General features: G+C 70.1%; 12 protein-coding genes. 4 read left to right on the top strand and 8 right to left on the bottom strand.

What is annotated here, in order from left to right:
• Positions 1–93 precede the first annotated feature (93 nt).
• Positions 94–1,380: an MFS transporter gene (locus tag WMF46_RS05760; protein ID WP_437987862.1), complete on the top strand. Its 1,287-nt coding sequence runs from the start codon at positions 94–96 to the stop codon at positions 1,378–1,380.
• A 174-nt stretch (positions 1,381–1,554) separates the two neighbouring features.
• On the opposite strand, the gene WMF46_RS05755 is transcribed toward WMF46_RS05760, so the two are convergent.
• On the bottom strand, positions 1,555–3,174 hold the full coding sequence (locus WMF46_RS05755) for an aspartate:alanine exchanger family transporter (protein ID WP_437984670.1): 1,620 nt from the start codon (positions 3,172–3,174) through the stop codon (positions 1,555–1,557).
• An 87-nt stretch (positions 3,175–3,261) separates the two neighbouring features.
• Positions 3,262–5,094 carry a phosphoenolpyruvate carboxykinase (GTP) gene (locus WMF46_RS05750; protein ID WP_437984669.1) on the bottom strand — a complete coding sequence of 611 codons (1,833 nt, stop codon included), beginning with the start codon at positions 5,092–5,094 and terminating at the stop codon, positions 3,262–3,264.
• Positions 5,095–5,593: 499 nt separating this feature from the next.
• Between WMF46_RS05750 and WMF46_RS05745 the strand changes: the two genes are divergently transcribed.
• Together WMF46_RS05745 and WMF46_RS05740 are read left to right on the top strand one after the other, a co-directional pair.
• Entirely contained in the window at positions 5,594–5,992 is a 399-nt protein-coding gene (locus WMF46_RS05745) for a PAS domain-containing protein (protein WP_437907440.1), read from the top strand.
• Between the two features lie 815 nt (positions 5,993–6,807).
• Positions 6,808–8,370, top strand: a complete 1,563-nt coding sequence (locus tag WMF46_RS05740; RefSeq protein WP_437984668.1) for an RICIN domain-containing protein — start codon at positions 6,808–6,810, stop codon at positions 8,368–8,370.
• Positions 8,371–8,406: 36 nt separating this feature from the next.
• Here the strand turns inward: WMF46_RS05740 and WMF46_RS05735 are convergent, their stop codons facing one another.
• The 5 genes from WMF46_RS05735 to WMF46_RS05715 form a co-directional block, all read right to left on the bottom strand.
• Positions 8,407–9,654, bottom strand: a complete 1,248-nt coding sequence (locus WMF46_RS05735; protein ID WP_437984667.1) for an ABC transporter permease — start codon at positions 9,652–9,654, stop codon at positions 8,407–8,409.
• Positions 9,651–10,877 (bottom strand): ABC transporter permease, encoded by a 1,227-nt coding sequence (locus WMF46_RS05730; protein WP_437984666.1) that lies wholly within the window; start codon positions 10,875–10,877, stop codon positions 9,651–9,653. Before WMF46_RS05730 ends, WMF46_RS05735 begins: the two co-directional genes overlap by 4 nt.
• Entirely contained in the window at positions 10,874–11,995 is a 1,122-nt protein-coding gene (locus tag WMF46_RS05725) for an efflux RND transporter periplasmic adaptor subunit (RefSeq protein ID WP_437984665.1), read from the bottom strand. Before WMF46_RS05725 ends, WMF46_RS05730 begins: the two co-directional genes overlap by 4 nt.
• Positions 11,992–12,786 carry an ABC transporter ATP-binding protein gene (locus tag WMF46_RS05720; protein WP_437984664.1) on the bottom strand — a complete coding sequence of 265 codons (795 nt, stop codon included), beginning with the start codon at positions 12,784–12,786 and terminating at the stop codon, positions 11,992–11,994. The genes WMF46_RS05725 and WMF46_RS05720 overlap by 4 nt, the downstream gene beginning before the upstream one ends.
• A gap of 236 nt (positions 12,787–13,022) precedes the next feature.
• Positions 13,023–14,249: a glycoside hydrolase family 88/105 protein gene (locus tag WMF46_RS05715; protein WP_437984663.1), complete on the bottom strand. Its 1,227-nt coding sequence runs from the start codon at positions 14,247–14,249 to the stop codon at positions 13,023–13,025.
• A 12-nt stretch (positions 14,250–14,261) separates the two neighbouring features.
• Here WMF46_RS05715 and WMF46_RS05710 point away from each other — a divergent pair, with 12 nt between their 5' ends.
• Entirely contained in the window at positions 14,262–14,546 is a 285-nt protein-coding gene (locus WMF46_RS05710) for a hypothetical protein (RefSeq protein WP_437984662.1), read from the top strand.
• Here the strand turns inward: WMF46_RS05710 and WMF46_RS05705 are convergent.
• Complete coding sequence (locus WMF46_RS05705) at positions 14,506–16,758, bottom strand: heparinase II/III domain-containing protein (protein ID WP_437984661.1); 2,253 nt, start codon at positions 16,756–16,758, stop codon at positions 14,506–14,508. The two genes, WMF46_RS05710 and WMF46_RS05705, sit on opposite strands and share 41 nt — an antisense overlap.
• Positions 16,759–17,165 lie beyond the last annotated feature (407 nt).

Raw genomic sequence — 17,165 nt, 5'->3', positions numbered from 1 at the left:
GCGACTCCTGGACTCGGTCGCGACATGCCCTAGTGCTCATCGTGCATGAGCGAGAGTCCACAACGCCCCACCGGGGTCGCCGCAGGCGCCGAGATGTCTTCCAACAACCTCACCGGGCTCGGCGTGCTGCGCCACCGGAGCTTCGCGTTCTACCTCGCGGCCAGGCTGCTCTCCGCGGTCGCGGTGCAGATGCAGAGCGTCGCGATCGGCTGGCAGGTCTACGCGCTGACCGGCGATGTCTTCGATCTGGGCCTCATCGGCCTCGCTCAGTTCGCGCCCTTCTTCGCGCTGATCCTCTTCGCCGGCCAGGCGGCGGATCGGTTCGACCGGCGCCGCATCATCACGGTCGGCCTCGCCGTGGAGCTGCTCTGCTCCCTCCTGCTGCTCGCGTTCACGGTGTCCGGCCTGACGGTGGTGTGGCCCGTGTTCGCGGTGCTCGTGCTGTTCGGCAGCGCGCGCGCCTTCATGATGCCGGCGCAGCAGGCGATCCTGATGAACCTGGTGCCGCAGGACAGCTTCAGCAAGGCGGTCGCGCTCAGCTCCTCGAGCTTCCATGTCGCGGTCATCGTCGGGCCGACGCTCGGCGGGCTCCTCTACCTCGCCGGGTCGACGATCGTGTACTCGATCGTCGGGGCGCTGCTCCTCGTCTCTCTCGTGCTCATGAGCCTCGTGCACGCGGCCCGGCAGGCGAGGCGCGCGGAGCCGACGTCGTGGAGCGCGGTGCTGGAGGGGCTGCGCTTCGTCTGGTCGAAGCCGGCGGTGCTCGGCGCCATCTCGCTCGACCTGTTCGCCGTGCTGTTCGGCGGGGCGGTCGCGCTCCTGCCCGCGTATGCGCGCGACGTGCTCCACGCCGGCCCGACCGGCCTCGGCCTGCTCCGCACGGCGCCGGCCGCGGGCGCCGCGATCACCGCCGGGGTCCTCGCCTTCCGGCCGATCACCCGCCAGGTGGGCCGCTGGATGTTCGGCGGCGTCGCGGTGTTCGGGATCGCCACCATCGCCCTCGGGCAGACCCGGAGCTTCACCGTCGCGCTCATCGCCCTGTTCCTCGTCGGCGCGGGCGACATGGTGAGCGTCTATATCCGGCACATCCTCGTGCAGTTCGAGACGCCGGACTCCATCCGAGGGCGGGTGAGCGCGGTCAACGCGGTGTTCATCGGCGCCTCCAACGAGCTCGGCGAGTTCGAGTCCGGCCTCACCGCCAGCTGGCTCGGCCTGCTCCCCGCCATCCTCCTCGGCGGCAGCGCCACCCTCGTGGTCGCCGCGCTGTGGGCCCTCGGCTTCCCCGTGCTCAGCCGCATGGACCGCTTCCCGCACGCGAAGCGAGATCCCGAGGAGAGCGCGGACGGCGGCGGAACGGCCGAGGCGGCCGCGACGACGTGAGGCGGACAGATCCCCTCGATTGTTGGCATTGTTAGAGAAGAACAATTGAACAGGGAGGCGGGGAGACGGGGAGATGAATGGGATTTGACTCCCCGTCTTACCGCATCCCTGTGAATCTTCCTACGTCGCGACCCGGCGCGCCGCGCGCTGACGACGCGTCGTCGAGGGACGACGTCAGGCCAGCACGGCGAGCAGCTGCGCAATGAGGATCTTGCCGATCATCGCCAGCGGATACACAAGCGCGTAGGCGACATACGTCTCCTCGGAGCGCTGGGACAGCTCGAAGGCCGCCGCCAGCGTGGCCGGCTGGGTCTGCATGCCGCTCGTGCCTCCGAGCGCCGCCACGACGCCCGCCCCGCCCCAGCGCCGCATCAGGACCAGCGCCAGCGCGCTCGTCGTCACCGTCACGCAGGCGCCGATCGCGATGATGGCCAGGCCCTCCCGGTTCATCAACCCCGCGAGCTTGCCCCCCGCGTTCACGCCGACCCCCGCCAGGAACAGGAGCAGCCCGATCTCTCGCAGGCTCAGGTTCGCCTCGTACGGCAGCGCCCACATCAGCTTGCCGGTCCGCCCGAGGCGACCGAAGATCAACGCGGCCACGAGCGGCCCTCCGGCGGTCCCCAGCGTGACGGACGTACCGAAGAGATGGATGGGCACCCGCGCTAGCAGCAGGCCGACGCAGAGGCCCACCGCCAGCGCGACGTAATCGACATCGATCTCGCGCTCCGAGTCGCCGAGGAAACGGCTGAGCTCGCCCAGGCGCTCGACGGGCGCCACGACGCGAAGGCGGTCCCCCAGCTCCAGGCGGAGCTCGTCGGAGGGGATCAAGTCGAGGTCGGCCCGGCGCAGGCGCGTCACCTGGGCGTTGAAACGACGCGCGAGGTCGAGCTCCCCCAGCGTGAGCCCGACGAACTCGCGCTTCGAGACCAGGACCCGGCGCATGTCGACCCTGTCGCGGCGCAGCTCCAGACGCTCGCTCGCGACCCTCCCGAAGAACTCGATGGCGGATTGAATCGACGAAAGGGTGCCGACCACCGTGATCACGTCACCCGCGTGAAGCACCGTATACTTGTTCGGGACCGAGTCGACCTCACCACGCCGAAGGCGGGAGACAACGACCCCGAACTCGTCGCGCACGCGCAGCTCTCCGATCGAATGTCCCAGCACGCGGGGGTTCGTGACCTCGACGCTCCTCGACTCGATCGCGACGCGCGACGCGGCTTGCCGCGCGACCTCGCCGGCGAGCTCGTCGCGGCGCCACTTCGCGAAGCCACGTCCGAGCAGGAGCGCCCCCAGCACACCCACCGGGTAGGTCAGCGAGTAGGCGAGCGCGGGGATCGCCTCGAGCGCGGTGCCGGAGAGCCGGCCGCTGACGGCGCCGAGCGCCGGTGTATTGGTCAGGGCCCCGCAGAACAGGCCGGCGATCTGCGCGCGGTTCAACCCGAAGAGCCAGCCCGCGACACACGCGAGCAGCGCCCCCCAGACGAGCGCCGCGGCGCACGCCAGGTTCATCCCGAGACCGCGGCTGCGCCACGCGGCGAAGAAGCCGGGACCGCTGGTGAGGCCGACACAGTACACGAACAGCAGCAGCCCGAGCTCCTTGATCTGCGGCGCGAGCTCCAGCTCTCCCAGAGGGTGCAGCCAGGCGCTGAGCCCCAATCCCGCGAACAGGACGCCGGCCATCCCGAGCCGCAAGCCGCGATATTCCAGCCGGCCAAGCGCCAGCCCGAGCAGGATGACGGTGAAGAGCAGGAGCAGCTCTTCTCTCGCCAGGAGCTCAACCAGCCCGGTCATGGTGTTCCTCTACAGCGAGCCCTCCCGAAGCCGGGCTCCAGCCGGAGCGCCGCTCCTCCGCGAGGCGCCTCCCGCGAGACCGCGGCTTCACGTCGGATCGTGCGCGAGCTCCCACCGCGCCGGGCTCCGCCACAGCCGCGACTTGAGCAGCTCTCGCTCGAACACGAACTCCTTCGGCAGTCGATCCAGGAACATGTCGAACAGCTCCTCATGCAGACGGACCTCCGCCGCCGCCACGTCGCGCGAGATGCTCATCAGATCGTAGAACGTATCCTCCGAGAAGCTCAAGCCCTCCCACGGCAGATCGTCGTGGCGAGGCATCCAGCCCAAGGGGCTCTCCACGCCGTATCCTTGCCCGTGCACCCGCGCCAGGATCCACGACAGCACGCGCGTGTTCTCGCCGAACCCGGGCCAGACGAAGCGGCCCTGCTCGTCCTTGCGGAACCAGTTCACGCGGAAGATGCGCGGCGGGTTCGGCAGCTTGCGGCCGAAGTTGAGCCAGTGCGAAAAGTAGTCCGCCATGTTGTAACCACAGAAGGGCAGCATCGCCATCGGATCACGGCGCATCGCCGCCTGGCCCACGGAGGCGGCGGTCGCCTCGGAGCCCATCGTGGCCGCGAGGTACACGCCGTGGCCCCAGTTGAACGCCTGGAACACGAGCGGCATCTCTTTGCTCATGCGACCGCCGAAGATGAACGCGCTCACCGGCACCCCCTTGGGATCGTCCCAGCGCGGGTCCACCGACGGGCACTGCACGAGCGGCGCGGTGAAGCGGGCGTTCGGGTGGGCAGCGGGGCGCCCCGCGTCGGGCGTCCAGTCCTGCCCGCGCCAGTCGATCAGGTGGGCCGGCGGGGTCTTGGTCATGCCCTCCCACCACACGTCGCCGTCGTCCGTCAACGCCACGTTGGTGAAGATCGTGTTGCGGCTGATCGCCGCCATCGCGTTGGGGTTCGTCACCTCGTTCGTCCCGGGGGCCACGCCGAAGAAGCCCGCCTCGGGGTTGATCGCGTACACCTTGCCGTCCGGGCCCGGCTTCAGCCACGCGATGTCGTCGCCGACCGTCGAGATCTTGTAACCCGAGAGCGTCTCGGGAGGGACCATCATGGCGAAGTTCGTCTTGCCGCACGCGCTCGGGAACGCCGCGCAAACGTACGTCTTGGCGCCGCTCGGCTCTTGAACTCCCATGATCAACATGTGCTCGGCGAGCCACCCGCCGTCGCGCCCCATGACCGAGGCGATGCGCAGAGCAAAACACTTCTTCCCGAGCAGCGCGTTGCCGCCGTAGCCGCTCCCGAAGGAGATGATGGTGCGCTCCTCGGGGAAGTGCGTGACGTACGTGTTCTCGGGGTTGCACGGCCACGCGACGTCCTGCTGCCCGGGCTGCAGGGGCACGCCGACCGAATGCAAGCACTTGACGAAGCGCCCGCTGTCGCCGAGCACCTCGAGGGCCCCCTTCCCCATGCGCGTCATGATACGCATGCTGACCACGACATAGGGCGAATCGGTGATCTGCACGCCGATGTGGGCGATCTCCGAGCCGAGGGGCCCCATGCTGAACGGCACCACGTACATGGTCCGGCCTCGCATGCAGCCGTCGAACAGCCCGTTCAGCTTGGCCTTCATGTCGACCGGCGCCATCCAGTTGTTCGTGGGCCCGGCGTCATTCGGGTTCAGCGAGCAGATGAAGGTGCGGGACTCGACGCGCGCGACGTCCCGCGGGTCCGAGCGGCTCAGGTAGCTGTTGGGCCGCTTCTTCGGGTTCAGGCGGAGCAGCGTGCCGCTCTTCAGCATGGCCGCAATCAGCTCCGTGTTCTCTGCCTCGCTGCCGTCGCAGGTACGGACAGACTCCGGCTTGCACAATGCGACCATCTCGCTGACCCAGGCGAGAAGCTGCGGATGACGGGTCGGAATGCTGGACATGATCGAGCTCCCTCTGCGACTGACTCAACACGGACCAGTACTCAAGATTCATGCCGCCAGGCTGGACATTCGAGACATCACGCTCGAACCAGATGCATCACGCGGTTCGGAGAGGCGATGCCCCGGGTCGCCTCCCGCCGCGCTCGCGCGAGCCGTGCTTTTGCTGCGCTGAGCGCGCAGAATCCGCGCCGGTTCATCCGGCCCATGCAGCGCGCGCGATCGCCCCTGAACGCCCCCCTCCACCGACGCCGCTGACCCACCCGTTGGTCCTACCGGCTCGAAGGACGGCAAGCCGAGGTCCCCGCGGGCCCGCATCGACCGCGCCGCGCCGCGCGCGAGGCGAGATCGCGGCGAGCGCGCGGGAAGGGCCGCTCGACCCCGGGCGGCCCCCTCCCCTGCCCGACGACACGATGCGGTCGCGCCGGATTGTCACGCTCCGCGGCGTCCCCTACCCTGGCGAGCGTCCGTCGGGGGGCAGCGCACGTCGGGAGGTTCTTGGATGGATGATTCGGAGGAGCGGTCCACCGCCGGTGAGTTCGAGTTCGATATCGGGGTGTTCAACCTGGATGAGCGCGGCCTGGACGCGCAGCCCTTCGGGATCATCCGGCTGGATCGCGAGGGCACGGTGCTCTCCTACAACCTCTACGAGGAGCGTCAGGCGCGCCGGAATCGTCAGGACGTCATCGGGAAAAACTTCTTCACCGACATCGCCCCCTGCAGCCGGGTGAAGAAGTTCCACGGGCGCTTCCTGGACGGGGTCGAGCGGCGCGAGCTCAAGGCCACCTTCGGCTTCGTGTTCCACTTCCCTCACAAGACACGTCACGTCGACGTCTCGCTGTTCTACAGGGCGGCCGCGCGGCAGCAGGACGATGCGGTCTGGGTGTTCATCCGCGGTTGACCCGCGTTGACCCGCGTTGACCCGCGTTGACCGGCGTGGACCGGGCCGGCGTCGCGCCGCCGGCCGGCGCCCCCCACCACCAGCGCGACCACGCTGACAAGTCACGGTGCAACCCGTGACATGTCACGCTGCGGTCCGTGACATGTCACGGTGCAACCCGTGACATGTCACGCTGCGGTCCGTGACAAGTCACGGTGCAACCCGTGACAGGTAGCGGCGCATCGGTCCGCATTTCATTTCCAGCTCGGCCGTGCCTTTTCCGCACGGAGCGTGATGGCCGGACGACCCAGGCCATTGCTGAACCTGGCACGAGGCGTGCGATAACCTCCGGGCAGCGGCCGAGGAGGACCGTTGTTCACGACGACCGCGAGGCATCGGGCCTCCGGACGACGAGCGCCCCGGCAGACGTGGCAGCCTGCGGGCAGGCGACACGGCTGCCACGAGCCCGAGCCGCGCCGATCGTTTGGCTCACGGGCATCGACAACAGAACCCGTGTGTCGATCTACGTGCCACGAGCACCGGAGCGGAGCCCAAACACATCGATCGAAGCGATATCACCAACGACGAATATCAAGACTTCGAATGGCTTCCGCGAAATGGGAGACCCTGGGATTGCATGGAATCGCACGGGCGCGGTCAGCGCCGTTCAGGTCGAGCTGCTTGATCAGGGCAAGAGACCAGGAAGAGCAAACGCCATCCCGCGCACCGAGGCGTGAGCGGCCGCCGTTGACCGCGCCTCCGGACCCTGCGAGGCCTCCGATCCCGCGGACGCCACCAACACCGCAATAACATAAGGTAAAATCTTTCAAGGAGTCATGTTCATGCTGCATTCTATGACCTTGGCCGGGCGCCGCGGGATCCGCGTCGCCCGTTCCGCCCTCTCCGGCTCGTTGCTGGCCGGCGGGCTGCTGACCGGATGCGCGGTCACCGAGGAAAACGGCTCCCCCGCCGGACCCGAGGACACCCTCGTCACCGCGGCCGCCATCACGAACACGGACTTCACCGACGGCAGCGGAAGGATCCGCATCCGGGTGAAGACCTGCGATCCCACCGCGGCTGCGACGACCAATTGCGCCTATTGCACCGCCGACGATGGCTGGGTCCGCATCGGGGGCGGCGCGCAGATCCTGGGGGAGAACAACCCCGGCGCCATGCTGCAGGCATCCTTTCCCAGCCCGAACTTCTTCACGGCAGCCAACGCCTTCGGCTGCACGGGCCCGGCGGGCCATTCGCCCCCGCGCCTTGGGATCGATGACAAATCGACCTGGGTGGTGAGGGCCTCCGGCGCGACCCATCAATTGCAGGCCTATGTCATCCAAATGCAGCTCGTCGATGCCGCCGGTAACGCCTTCACGCCCAGCGTCACCGAAGGCGTGGACTACGTGACAAGCGCCGTCAATCCCCCGTCCAATTACACCGTCGAGACCCCGGAGTCCTGGCTCCTTGACGGTTACTTCCTGATCGGCGGAGGCGCGCACGTCCTCAGCACCAACCCGGCCGACAGCATCACCGCCGCCACCGATGCGTACCTGGTGGAATCGCGGCCGGTGGACGGCCCGAACGGAAGGGCCTGGCGCGCCAGCGCCCGGGCCCGAAGCTCTCCGGCCCATGACAATCCGCTCAAGTCGTACGCGATCGGGGTGAAAGCCTGCCCTCCCCAGTGGGACAGCTGCCTCACCTATCCCATGATCAAGGAAATCACCGCGGCGGCGACCTCCGGCTACGGCACCGCGACCTACACCATCAGCCCCTCCTGGGTGGGCTCGAGCGTGGGCGGCTATGCCCCCACCACGAGCTCGGGCGCGCGCTTCCTCGCCGATCTCATCCCCTTCAACGGAACCGCGAAAGGGTTCACCGTGCGCAGCAGGGATGACGGCACGGGGGGATCGGGGCAAACCTTCGGCTCCACCTTGGTGTTCGGCCATCTCCAGGGCCTGTATACATTCAATGCGGTGTTCTTTTCGCGCGGCGCGGATCCCGCCATCCTGAGACGCCCCACCGGAACGGACCCCCAATTGCAAGCCGCCTATTCCACGGCCGATCAACCGGCGACCCGCTGGCACCTCGAAGCCTTCGGCACGGGCACCTTCCGGCTGCGGAACGGGAACCCCGATGGGGGCACGGAATGCGCCTACCGCGACGGTACGACTTCCAACGTGCGGGTCAAGGCCTGCGGGACCGGCAACGAATTCATGTGGACCGTCATCGGCAACTTCCCCGGCTCGAGCACGTTCCAACTGCAGAACGCGACCAATGGTCAATGCCTCGACACCAACGGGAGCGCTACCCCGACCAATATGGTCCTCAAGCCATGCGCCGCCACGGGCGATGCCACCTACCAATTGTTGTACGTAGACAATTACAATTGGCCTAATTGATCCCCATGGTGGCGCGCCGAGAGCGGTAAGAGAGCGCTACTCCGAGCGGAGCGCCTCGATCGGGTCGAGCCGCGCGGCGCGCCAGGCCGGGTAGAAGCCGAAGACCACGCCGATCGTGACCGAGAGGCCGAGGCCGAGGACGAGCGACCAGGGCTCGACCTGGAACGCCCAGCGGCCGACCATCTGCGCGAGTAGCGCGCTGGCGAGCCAGGAGAGGGCGAGCCCCGAGAGCACGCCGAGCACGCCGCCGAGCAGCGAGACGGCCGCCGCCTCGCACAGGAACTGCAGCAGGATCGCGCGCGGCGAGGCCCCGACCGCGCGGCGGACGCCGATCTCCCGGGTCCGCTCGGTCACGGTCACCAGCATGATGTTCATGATGTTGATGCCCCCCACGATCAGCGCGACAACGCCGGTGCTGAGCAGCAGCATCTTGATGATGTCGAGGACGAGCCGCTCCTGGCCGTGGCTGTCCTCGTCCTCGATCCTGAAGTTCTTGACCCCGTGATGGCGGCGCTGGAGCGTCGCGTCGATGACGCCGCGGAGCGCGGCGAGCGGGGTCCGGACGGTGACGAGCGGATCCTGCCGGACGTACAGGCGGTCGGTCCTGTGCGACGGCGCGTAGAGCGCGTCGTAGGTGGTCTCCGGGACGAGGACCTTGCGGTTCCAGATGTTCGTGTCGTCCGTGGAGCCGAGGATCGGCCGGTCCTGGAGCACGCCGACGACCGTCCACACGTGCCCGTCGGCCGTCATGTGGAGGGGCTCGGCCTGCGCGGCCCGCGCTGGAGGGCCGCCGAAGAGCTCGGCCCAGACCTCGTGGCCGACGACGCACACGCGCCGCCGCGCCGCGAGATCCGCCTCGATGAGGAACCGGCCCGCCGCGAGCTCCAGGTCGTAGAGGGCCGGCGCCGCCGGCACGGCGCTGACGAGGGAGATCCGCTTCTTCTTGCCACCGGCGCGGGCCTCGGTCGGGCGCACCGACTCGCTCAGGGCCGAGGCGCCGCCGAGGGCGCGCGAGGCGGCGAGCGCGCGGGCGTCGTCCCGCGAGAGATCGCGCCGGGTGCGGCGCCGGTCTTTGACGCTCACCTCCGCGGGGTGGACCTGGATGAGGTCGGCCTCCACGGCCTGCTGGCTCGCCCGGAGGAGCGCCTCCTCGCCGCCCGCGAGGAGCGAGGCGAGCAGCACGATCGAGCCGGTGCCGATGATGATGCCGAGCAGCGTGAGCGCGGCGCGGGTCCGGTCGGCGACCACGGCGCGCGTCGAGTGGAGGAGATCGTCGAGCCTCATCGCCGCATCGCCGCCACGGGGTCGAGCCGTCCCGCGCGCTGGGCCGGCAGCCACCCGAAGATCACGCCCACGCCGGAGGAGACGAGCAGCGCCGCGACGACGGCCGGCGTGGAGACCGCGCCGATCCAGCTCGGCGTGAAGCGGCGGATGACCGCCGAGGCGAGCTCGGCCGCGGCGGCGCCGCCGGCGACCCCGAGCAGGCCGCCGAAGCCCGAGAGCAGCGCCGCCTCGGCCAGGAACTGCGCGCTGATGTCGCGCGGCGACGCCCCGAGCGCCTTGCGGATGCCGATCTCGCGCACGCGCTCGGACACGCTGACGAGCATCATGTTCATCACGCCCACGCCGCCGATGAGCAGCGCGACGCCCGCGATGAGGCCGACGATCGCCTTCATCGTTGTGAACATGGCCTCGAATTTCTGCATGATGCTGCTGAAATCGAGGAGGGTGAAGTCGTCGACGCCGTGGTGGCGGTCGACGAGGAGCGCGTTGACGATGCGCTTCACCGGGTCGTTGTTGCGGACGTCGTCGGTCTTGATGACGAGCAGCGCCGAGGTGCTCACCGCCTTCTCGACGTCCGCCGCCGTGTCGAGCGGGGCGACGAGCAGGTCGACCCAGCTGAAGCCGAAGTTGACGCCCATCCGATCGGCGTCTGCCAGCACGCCGATCACGCGGCAGCGCAGGGCCCCGACCGTCACCCACCGGCCGATCGGGTCGCCGCGCCAGAGCCGCGCCGCGAGCTTCGGGCCGGCGACGCAGACCCGGGCGCGGCGGCGGTCCTCCTCGTCGGAGAACGTCCGGCCGCGCGCGACGGGCATCCGGAAGGCGGCGAGGAAGCCGCTGTCGGCCGCGATGAAGTCGGTGCGATCCTCCTTGCCCTCGTCGGAGGTGACGTCGCGCGAGCCGAGCATGGCGTACATGGTGTGCTCGGCGACGTGGGGGACGCCGCGCGCGAGCCGATCGCGATCCCGGCGGGTGAAGCCGGTGACGTACATCGTCTTCTTCCGCTCGGCGCGCTCCGGCGCCTTCGGGGCGACGAGGATGAGCCGCGCCCCGCCGAGCTGCTCGATGCCGCGGCCCAGCGTGAGCAGGCCGCCCTCCGCGAGCGAGGTCATGAGCACGATGGCGAAGGCGCCGAGGGTGATGCTGAGGACGGTCAGGAGCGACCGCAGCTTGTGCGCCGAGAGGGCCTTCGCGGCGATCGCGAGGTAGGCGGACCACTTCACATCTTCGTCTCGTTCGCGGCCGCCGAGGGCGGGTTGATGAGCACGCGGGCCCCCTCCGGGACGCCGTTCACGATCTCGACGTCGCGATCGTTGCGCGCGCCGAGCGCGACCTCGACCTTCTCGGTCGTCTGCTTGCCGTCGGGGCCGTCGACGACGCGCGTGACGAGCTGCTTGCCGCCCTCGTCGGCGACGGCCTCGATGGGCAGGGAGACCACGCCCGGCCTGCTGTCGAGCCGGATGCGCACGTCGGCGGTCATGCCGGGCTTGATGAGGCCGTCGATCTGGGTGAGCTCGGCCTCGACCGGGAAGACGTCGACCTCGCGGCCCTCGAGCTTCACCGAGGCGGGCGCGATCTTGGTGACCCTGGCCGCGTACGTCTTGCCGGGCAGGGCGTCGAGCGTCAGGGTCGCCGTCTGGCCGAGCGCGACCTTGGCCACGTCGATCTGGTTGAGGTCCACCTTGACCACGAGCGTCGAGAGATCGGCCACGGTGAGCAGCGCCTTGCCGTTGAAGGTCGACTGCACGCCCGGCGTGACGACCTCGCCGGGCTCGATGTTGCGCTGGATGACGGTGCCGTCGAGGGGCGAGGAGATCTTCGTGTACCGGAGCTGGTCCCTGGCGGCGCTGAGCGCGACCTCGGCGAGCCGGATGGCGACGGTCTTCTCGGTGAGGTCGTGCTTGGCCGTGTCGAGCTCCTGCGCGGGGACGACGCTGGCCTCGACGCCGGCGGTCCGCTGCGCGACCACGCGCTTGGCGAAGCCCGCGGCGGCCCTGGCCCGGGCGAGCTCGGCCTCGGCGCGGGCGACCTCGCGCTCGTAGTCGGTCGGGTCGAGCACGAGCAGCAGCTCGTCCTTCCGGACCCGGGCGCCCTCGTCCGCGAGCACCTCGGCGACCTGGCCCGCGACCTTGGACTTGAGCTCGACCTGCTCGCGGGCCTCGATGCGCCCGGTCTCGAGGATCTCGACGGCGAGGTCACCGCGCTTCGCGGTCACGACGAGCGCGGGGTCGATGGGCGCGGGGCCGCCGCCCGCCTTCGCGAGGACGGCGGCGCCGCCCCCGGCGAGCGCCAGCGCCCCGACGAGCCACGGCCAGACGCGCCGCTTACGCCGGGCGCTCACGAGAGGCCTCCAGGAGGGGACGACGAAGGGCCAGGAACCGACGACGAAGGGCCAGGAACCGGCGACGGCGGTCCAGGAACCGGCGACGGGACGTCCACGCGCCGGCCGCGGGGGCCGGTGTCCTCGACGATGGCGCCGTCCCTGAAGGTGACGACGCGGGTGGCGTAGTCGGCGATCGAGCGGTCGTGGGTCACGACGACGACCGTCATCCCCTGCGCGTGCAGCGCGCAGAAGAGCTCCATGACCTGCCCGGTGGTGGCGGAGTCGAGCGCGCCGGTCGGCTCGTCCGCGAGGAGGAGCGGCGGCTCGTTGACGATCGCGCGGGCGATCGCCACGCGCTGCTGCTGGCCGCCGGACAGCTGGTTCGGCAGGTGGTGCGCCCTGTCCTCGAGGCCGACGCGCGCGAGCGCCCGCGCGGCCCGCGCCCGCCGGTCGGCCGGCCGGACGCCAGCGTAGACCATGGGCAGCTCGACGTTCGCGAGGGCGGTGTCGCGCGGCAGGAGGTTGAACGACTGGAAGACGAACCCGATCTTGCGGTTGCGGAGCTGGGCCAGCTCGACCTCGTCGAGCTCCTCGACCGGCTCGTCGTCGAGGAGGTAACGGCCGCCGGTGGGGCGGTCGAGCGTGCCGATCACGTTGAGGGTCGTCGATTTGCCCGACCCCGAGGCGCCCATGATGGCGACCATCTCGCCCCGCGAGAGCTCCAGCGAGACGCCGCGGAGCGCCTGCACCTCCACCTCGCCCATCCAGTAGACCTTGGTGATCGCGTCGAGCTTCACGAGTACAGACATGAGGGTCCTCGGCGGTGGCCTGCGCCATCCACAGGGACGGCCGCGACCCGCGCGAGCCCGGTTCGCCTGACCCGCGCGTGACGCACCAGGGTGCGCCGCTCTCGTCGCTCCGGCCATCGCGTCGCGAAGGCCGGCGGACGCGCTGAGGCGTAGGCGAAGCGCAGCAGCAAGGCAACCGCGGCGCAGGAGCGCGGCGGCCGCGCGCCGAGGCCACGGCGAGCGTGGCGCTGGCAGCGCTACAGCCCGGACGTTTCGACGAGCGCCAGGATCACGGCCCCGACGCCGTACGAGAGATCGTCGCGGAGCTCGACTGCCGCGTAATCCTCGAGCTTTCCCACCGTCGTGGGCCCGGAGATTCCGGTCACCACCGGCCGCCCGGAGCCGTCCTCCTCGATGCGCGAGCGCACGCCCGCCATGGCGCGGTCGATCGCGGGGTGCACCGAGGCGTCGAGGAAGCCGTGGCGCAACCCGCGCGCGAGCCCGGCGGCGAAGAGGGCTGTTGCGCTCGTCTCCAGGTAGATCTCGCCCGGGCGGTTCATGATGGTCCACCACAGGCCGCTGTCCTGGTCCTGCGCGCCCAGGACCGCCGCGACCTGCCGCTCGAGCGCCCCGGCCACGGCGTCGTCGCGCTCGCCGCGCGCCGCGCGCACGCGGAGGTACTCGTAGCCGGCCGCCGTGACCCAGGCGTTGCCGCGCGCCCAGTACACGTCCGGATCCTGCGGCGCCGCCCAGTCGTACGCGTGCCGGAAGAGCCCCGGCTCGTCCTGGAGGAGCGACGCGAAGATCTGGAATTGATTCGAGAATTCGTCGAGCGGACGCGCCTCGCCCGAGCGCTCGCCGGCGCGGACGAGCACGTTGCCGAACATGAACAGCGAGTCGACCCAGAGGGTGGGCTCGAACAGCGGCGACACGCCGAGGTGGCTGATGCCGCCCTGCTCCGTCCGGCGGGCTTCCTCGTAGAGGTAGCGGAGCACGTCGTCGACGACCTTCGCATAGGGGGCCGCGCACGATTCCTCGTGGAGCGCGAGCGCGGCCATGGCCGGCGGGCAGCGGTCGCTGGTCGTGATCTCGTAGCCGTACTCGAGGTGGTGATCGAGGTAGCGCCGGTAGTAGTCCCGGTACGGGGAGTGCTGCGTGACGCGGTACAGCTCGACAAGCGAGAGCATGACCGTGCCCTCGCCCCAGTCCCACGGCAGCGACTCCGCCGGGTGCTCGGTGATCCAGCGGTCGGCGATGGCGCGCGCCAGCGTGATGCTCTCCGAGTCGGGTGCGCGCTCGCGCGCGAACGCGTCCTCCGCCGACGGTGACGTCGGGATGCACCCCGCCCCGGAGCTGCCGGGCTGCCCGGCGCCCGAATCCCCCGCGCACCCGCCGGCCGCAGCGGCGCACGCGGCGGCAGCGACGAGCAGCGCGCGGAAGCGCGACCACCGGCGCGACAGGTGAGGGCGCGCTCTCGGCGGCATCTGGTCGCGGCCGTGGTCGTGGTCGTGGACGTGAACGTGGTCGTGAACGTGGTCGTGGTCGTGGTCGTGGTCGTGGTCGTGGACCGAGGTATCGGCAGACCGGTCACGTCCACGTTCTTGTCGTTGACGACCACGACCACGACCACGTTCACGTCCACGACTACGTTCACGTTCACGTTCACGTTCACGTCCACGTTCTTGTCGTTGACGACCACGGCCACGACTACGTTCACGTCCACGTTCGCGAGGGGGCATTTCACTCCTCCACGGCGAGGCTGGTGGCGTCGGGCGCGGTGACGCGGGGGCTCCCGTCGAGGAGCACCCTGGTCCCCCTCGCCATCAGCGCGAACGGCCGGTCGCCCTCGATCCGCAGCACGACGAGCTCCGCGTCGGTCTCGAGGAACTGCCCCCCAGGCAGCGCCAGCGCCTCCGGGGCTCCCTTGCTCCGCAGCACCGCGACGTCGGTCCCTCCTTCACTCTCGATCTGCCACGCGACGACCCCGGGCTCCGCCGCGATCGGCGCCGCCTGGAGCGGCGCGTCGGGCCCCGCGTCCACGCCGACCTTGTAGGGCAGGAGCACCGCCAGGAACCCCGGCGCCTCGGCCTGCACGGCTGCGTCGATGACCGCGTGGTCGGCGGCCTTGCGGTCCTCCTCGAACTCGTGGACGTGGGGCACCGTGAGCGGAGTGTACGGCGGCTCCACGACCGCGAGCCCCGGCGACGTCGACTGCACGCGCGCCTCGACCCCCGCCCGCGCCCGCTCCCATCGGCCGCCGTCGGGGAGGAGCTCGAAGGTGCCTCCGGACGTGAGCCCCGCGTAGCCGTGCAGCCGCCACGCGTGCGCGCGGGCCGCCGGGTGCGACGTCGAGAGGCGGTCGCCGACCACGAAGTAGCGGCCGTCGACGAAGGCCACGGATCGCTCGACGTGAGTGTCCTGGTAGTCCTGGTGCGCCTCCGCGTAGTCGACGGCGTCGCCGTCGTGGGTGTTCCGGAGAAACGCGTCCGCGTCGCCGAAATCGTTGAAGAGCCCCTTGTCGGGCGCGGATCGGCCGTCGATCAGAATCACGTTGTGCGACGGCGACTGGCTGGTCTTGGCGTTGTCGAGCGAATCGGGCTTGTAGTAGCCGGCGTCGATCAACAGGTACTCTCCGTAGGCCGCGAGGGAGAACGACGTGCCGTCCACGTGGTCGTGGATCGCCTTGCGCGCCGAGCCGTGCTCCGCGAGCAGCAGGAGCCAGCGCGCGTCGTCGCCCCAGTCCGAGCGGAACACCGCGTGGCCGGTGTCAGGGAAGAAGCGCGTGAGGAAGCGCGGCGCCTCGGGGGCCACTGCGTCGTCGACGTAGAGCAGGTGATGGGCGATGAGGTCGGCGCCGAACTCCATGGCCTGGGGGTCGCGGTTCTGCTCCCAGTCCCACAGGTACTCCCCGCTCCCGCCGAAAGAAGTGAGCAGCGGGCTCCCGTTGAACGGGGTGAAGACGCCGTCGTCGACCGGGGGCCGGCTGCCCCAGGGGAGTCGCAGCGACAGCGACCAGTCGACGGCCTTCGTGAAGAGCCCGCCGCGCAGCGGGACCTCCAGCGCGCCCTGCTCGCCGTCGACGCAGCCGTGCCCGGCCCACGGGTCCTCGTCGGAGCGGGTACGGCAGTCGCGGGTGAAGGCCACCTCGCCCTCGAGCGCGTTGTCGAGGGCGATGAAGAACGCCGCCGTGGGGCCCCAGGCGAAGCCGGAGTAATACGGGCCCTCGGACGCCCCGCCGTCGGGCTGCACGTACTGGCCGTCCGGGCCCCAGAGGTAATCGAGCTCCGAGATCGACCAGTTCCACCAGGTCGCGGCCGCCGGGTGCTCGGGGAACGCGAGCGCCACATAGCCGATCGCGTCGGCGGTCCGGATCGGGTGGTTGTTCTGCGCGGGGCGCAGCAGGAGATCTCGATAGAAATCGTGCTCGAGGTACTTGGCGAAAAACTGACCGGTGATGTCGGTGATCTTTCTCTCGGCCTGGGCGGACTCCTCGTCGGGGAACCACGGCGTGGCGCTCAGGAGGTCCCACGTGTTCGTGTACCCCATGAGGATCCTCGCCATCCGGATGTTCATGTCGAGGACCGTGTTCGTGTCCCAGTCGGTCTCCAGGCGGCGCAGGAACTCGCGCGCCTTGTCCGCCGCCGCCCGGTCCTCGAAGGCCCAGGCAAGGAGGGCATTCGCCTGCGCGGTCGAGGCGTTGTTGCCGTTCGTCTTGTGGTCCCATGAAGCGGGGTCGGGCTCCTCCTCGTAGGCGCGGTCGGCGCGGCGCTTCAGCGTGGCGAGGATCGAGGCGTAGGGCTCGCGATCGACGCGCGACCGCAGGAGGTCGCGGTGCTCCGGGCGCGCGAGGAGCCGCGGATGGACGCCGGTGTCCCGCGGCTCGCTCGGCCCGGGGGTGTCAGAGCCGCACGCCGCGGCCGTGAGCGCGACGCACGCGAGCGCCGGAGCGAGAGTGGGAAGGGAGAGAGGAAAGCCGTGAGACCGTGATTTCATGGAAGGATAGGGTGAGGGCTCGGAGGGACGAGCTGGTGCGTGAGGCGCAGCGTATCAGCTCGCCCGGGCCTGGAACCGCCTGAGTTCTCGCTGCCGTGGGGGCGATCACCACGTGTCCACGATGGGCAGTCTCGGCAGCCGCCGACACGCCGGAAGATCCGACCAGAGCGGAGAGAACAAGGCTGGCGACGTGCGGTCGCGAGGAGAATGCGGGAGAGGAGGAGCCTTCTGTGAGCCCGCCAGGATCAGCCCGGCAGGCGCCCCGGGGAGCGTGTCTTGCGAGCTGAGCCGTGCCTGCTGCGATGGCCTGGCGCGGGCTGCGTCGAGCGCGCTCGCGGCCTTCTCGGCGTGAGGGGGCGCGATCGCGCAGGGTGGTGCGATCCTGCGCGGGCGTCTGCCTGCTCTTG

This window comes from Sorangium sp. So ce117 (genome assembly GCF_051524395.1).
Classification (GTDB): Bacteria; Myxococcota_A; Polyangia; order Polyangiales; family Polyangiaceae; genus Sorangium; species Sorangium cellulosum_B.
Note: the sequence above shows the minus strand (reverse complement) of the source record. Positions and strands in the feature narration are given on the sequence as shown.

Coding starts and splice junctions, on each gene's coding strand:
- WMF46_RS05760 (WP_437987862.1), top strand. CDS start 94: ATGTCTTCCAACAACCTCACCGGGCTCGGCGTGCTGCGCCACCGGAGC.
- WMF46_RS05755 (WP_437984670.1), bottom strand. CDS start 3,174: ATGACCGGGCTGGTTGAGCTCCTGGCGAGAGAAGAGCTGCTCCTGCTC.
- WMF46_RS05750 (WP_437984669.1), bottom strand. CDS start 5,094: ATGTCCAGCATTCCGACCCGTCATCCGCAGCTTCTCGCCTGGGTCAGC.
- WMF46_RS05745 (WP_437907440.1), top strand. CDS start 5,594: ATGGATGATTCGGAGGAGCGGTCCACCGCCGGTGAGTTCGAGTTCGAT.
- WMF46_RS05740 (WP_437984668.1), top strand. CDS start 6,808: ATGTTCATGCTGCATTCTATGACCTTGGCCGGGCGCCGCGGGATCCGC.
- WMF46_RS05735 (WP_437984667.1), bottom strand. CDS start 9,654: ATGAGGCTCGACGATCTCCTCCACTCGACGCGCGCCGTGGTCGCCGAC.
- WMF46_RS05720 (WP_437984664.1), bottom strand. CDS start 12,786: ATGTCTGTACTCGTGAAGCTCGACGCGATCACCAAGGTCTACTGGATG.
- WMF46_RS05715 (WP_437984663.1), bottom strand. CDS start 14,249: ATGCCGCCGAGAGCGCGCCCTCACCTGTCGCGCCGGTGGTCGCGCTTC.
- WMF46_RS05705 (WP_437984661.1), bottom strand. CDS start 16,758: ATGAAATCACGGTCTCACGGCTTTCCTCTCTCCCTTCCCACTCTCGCT.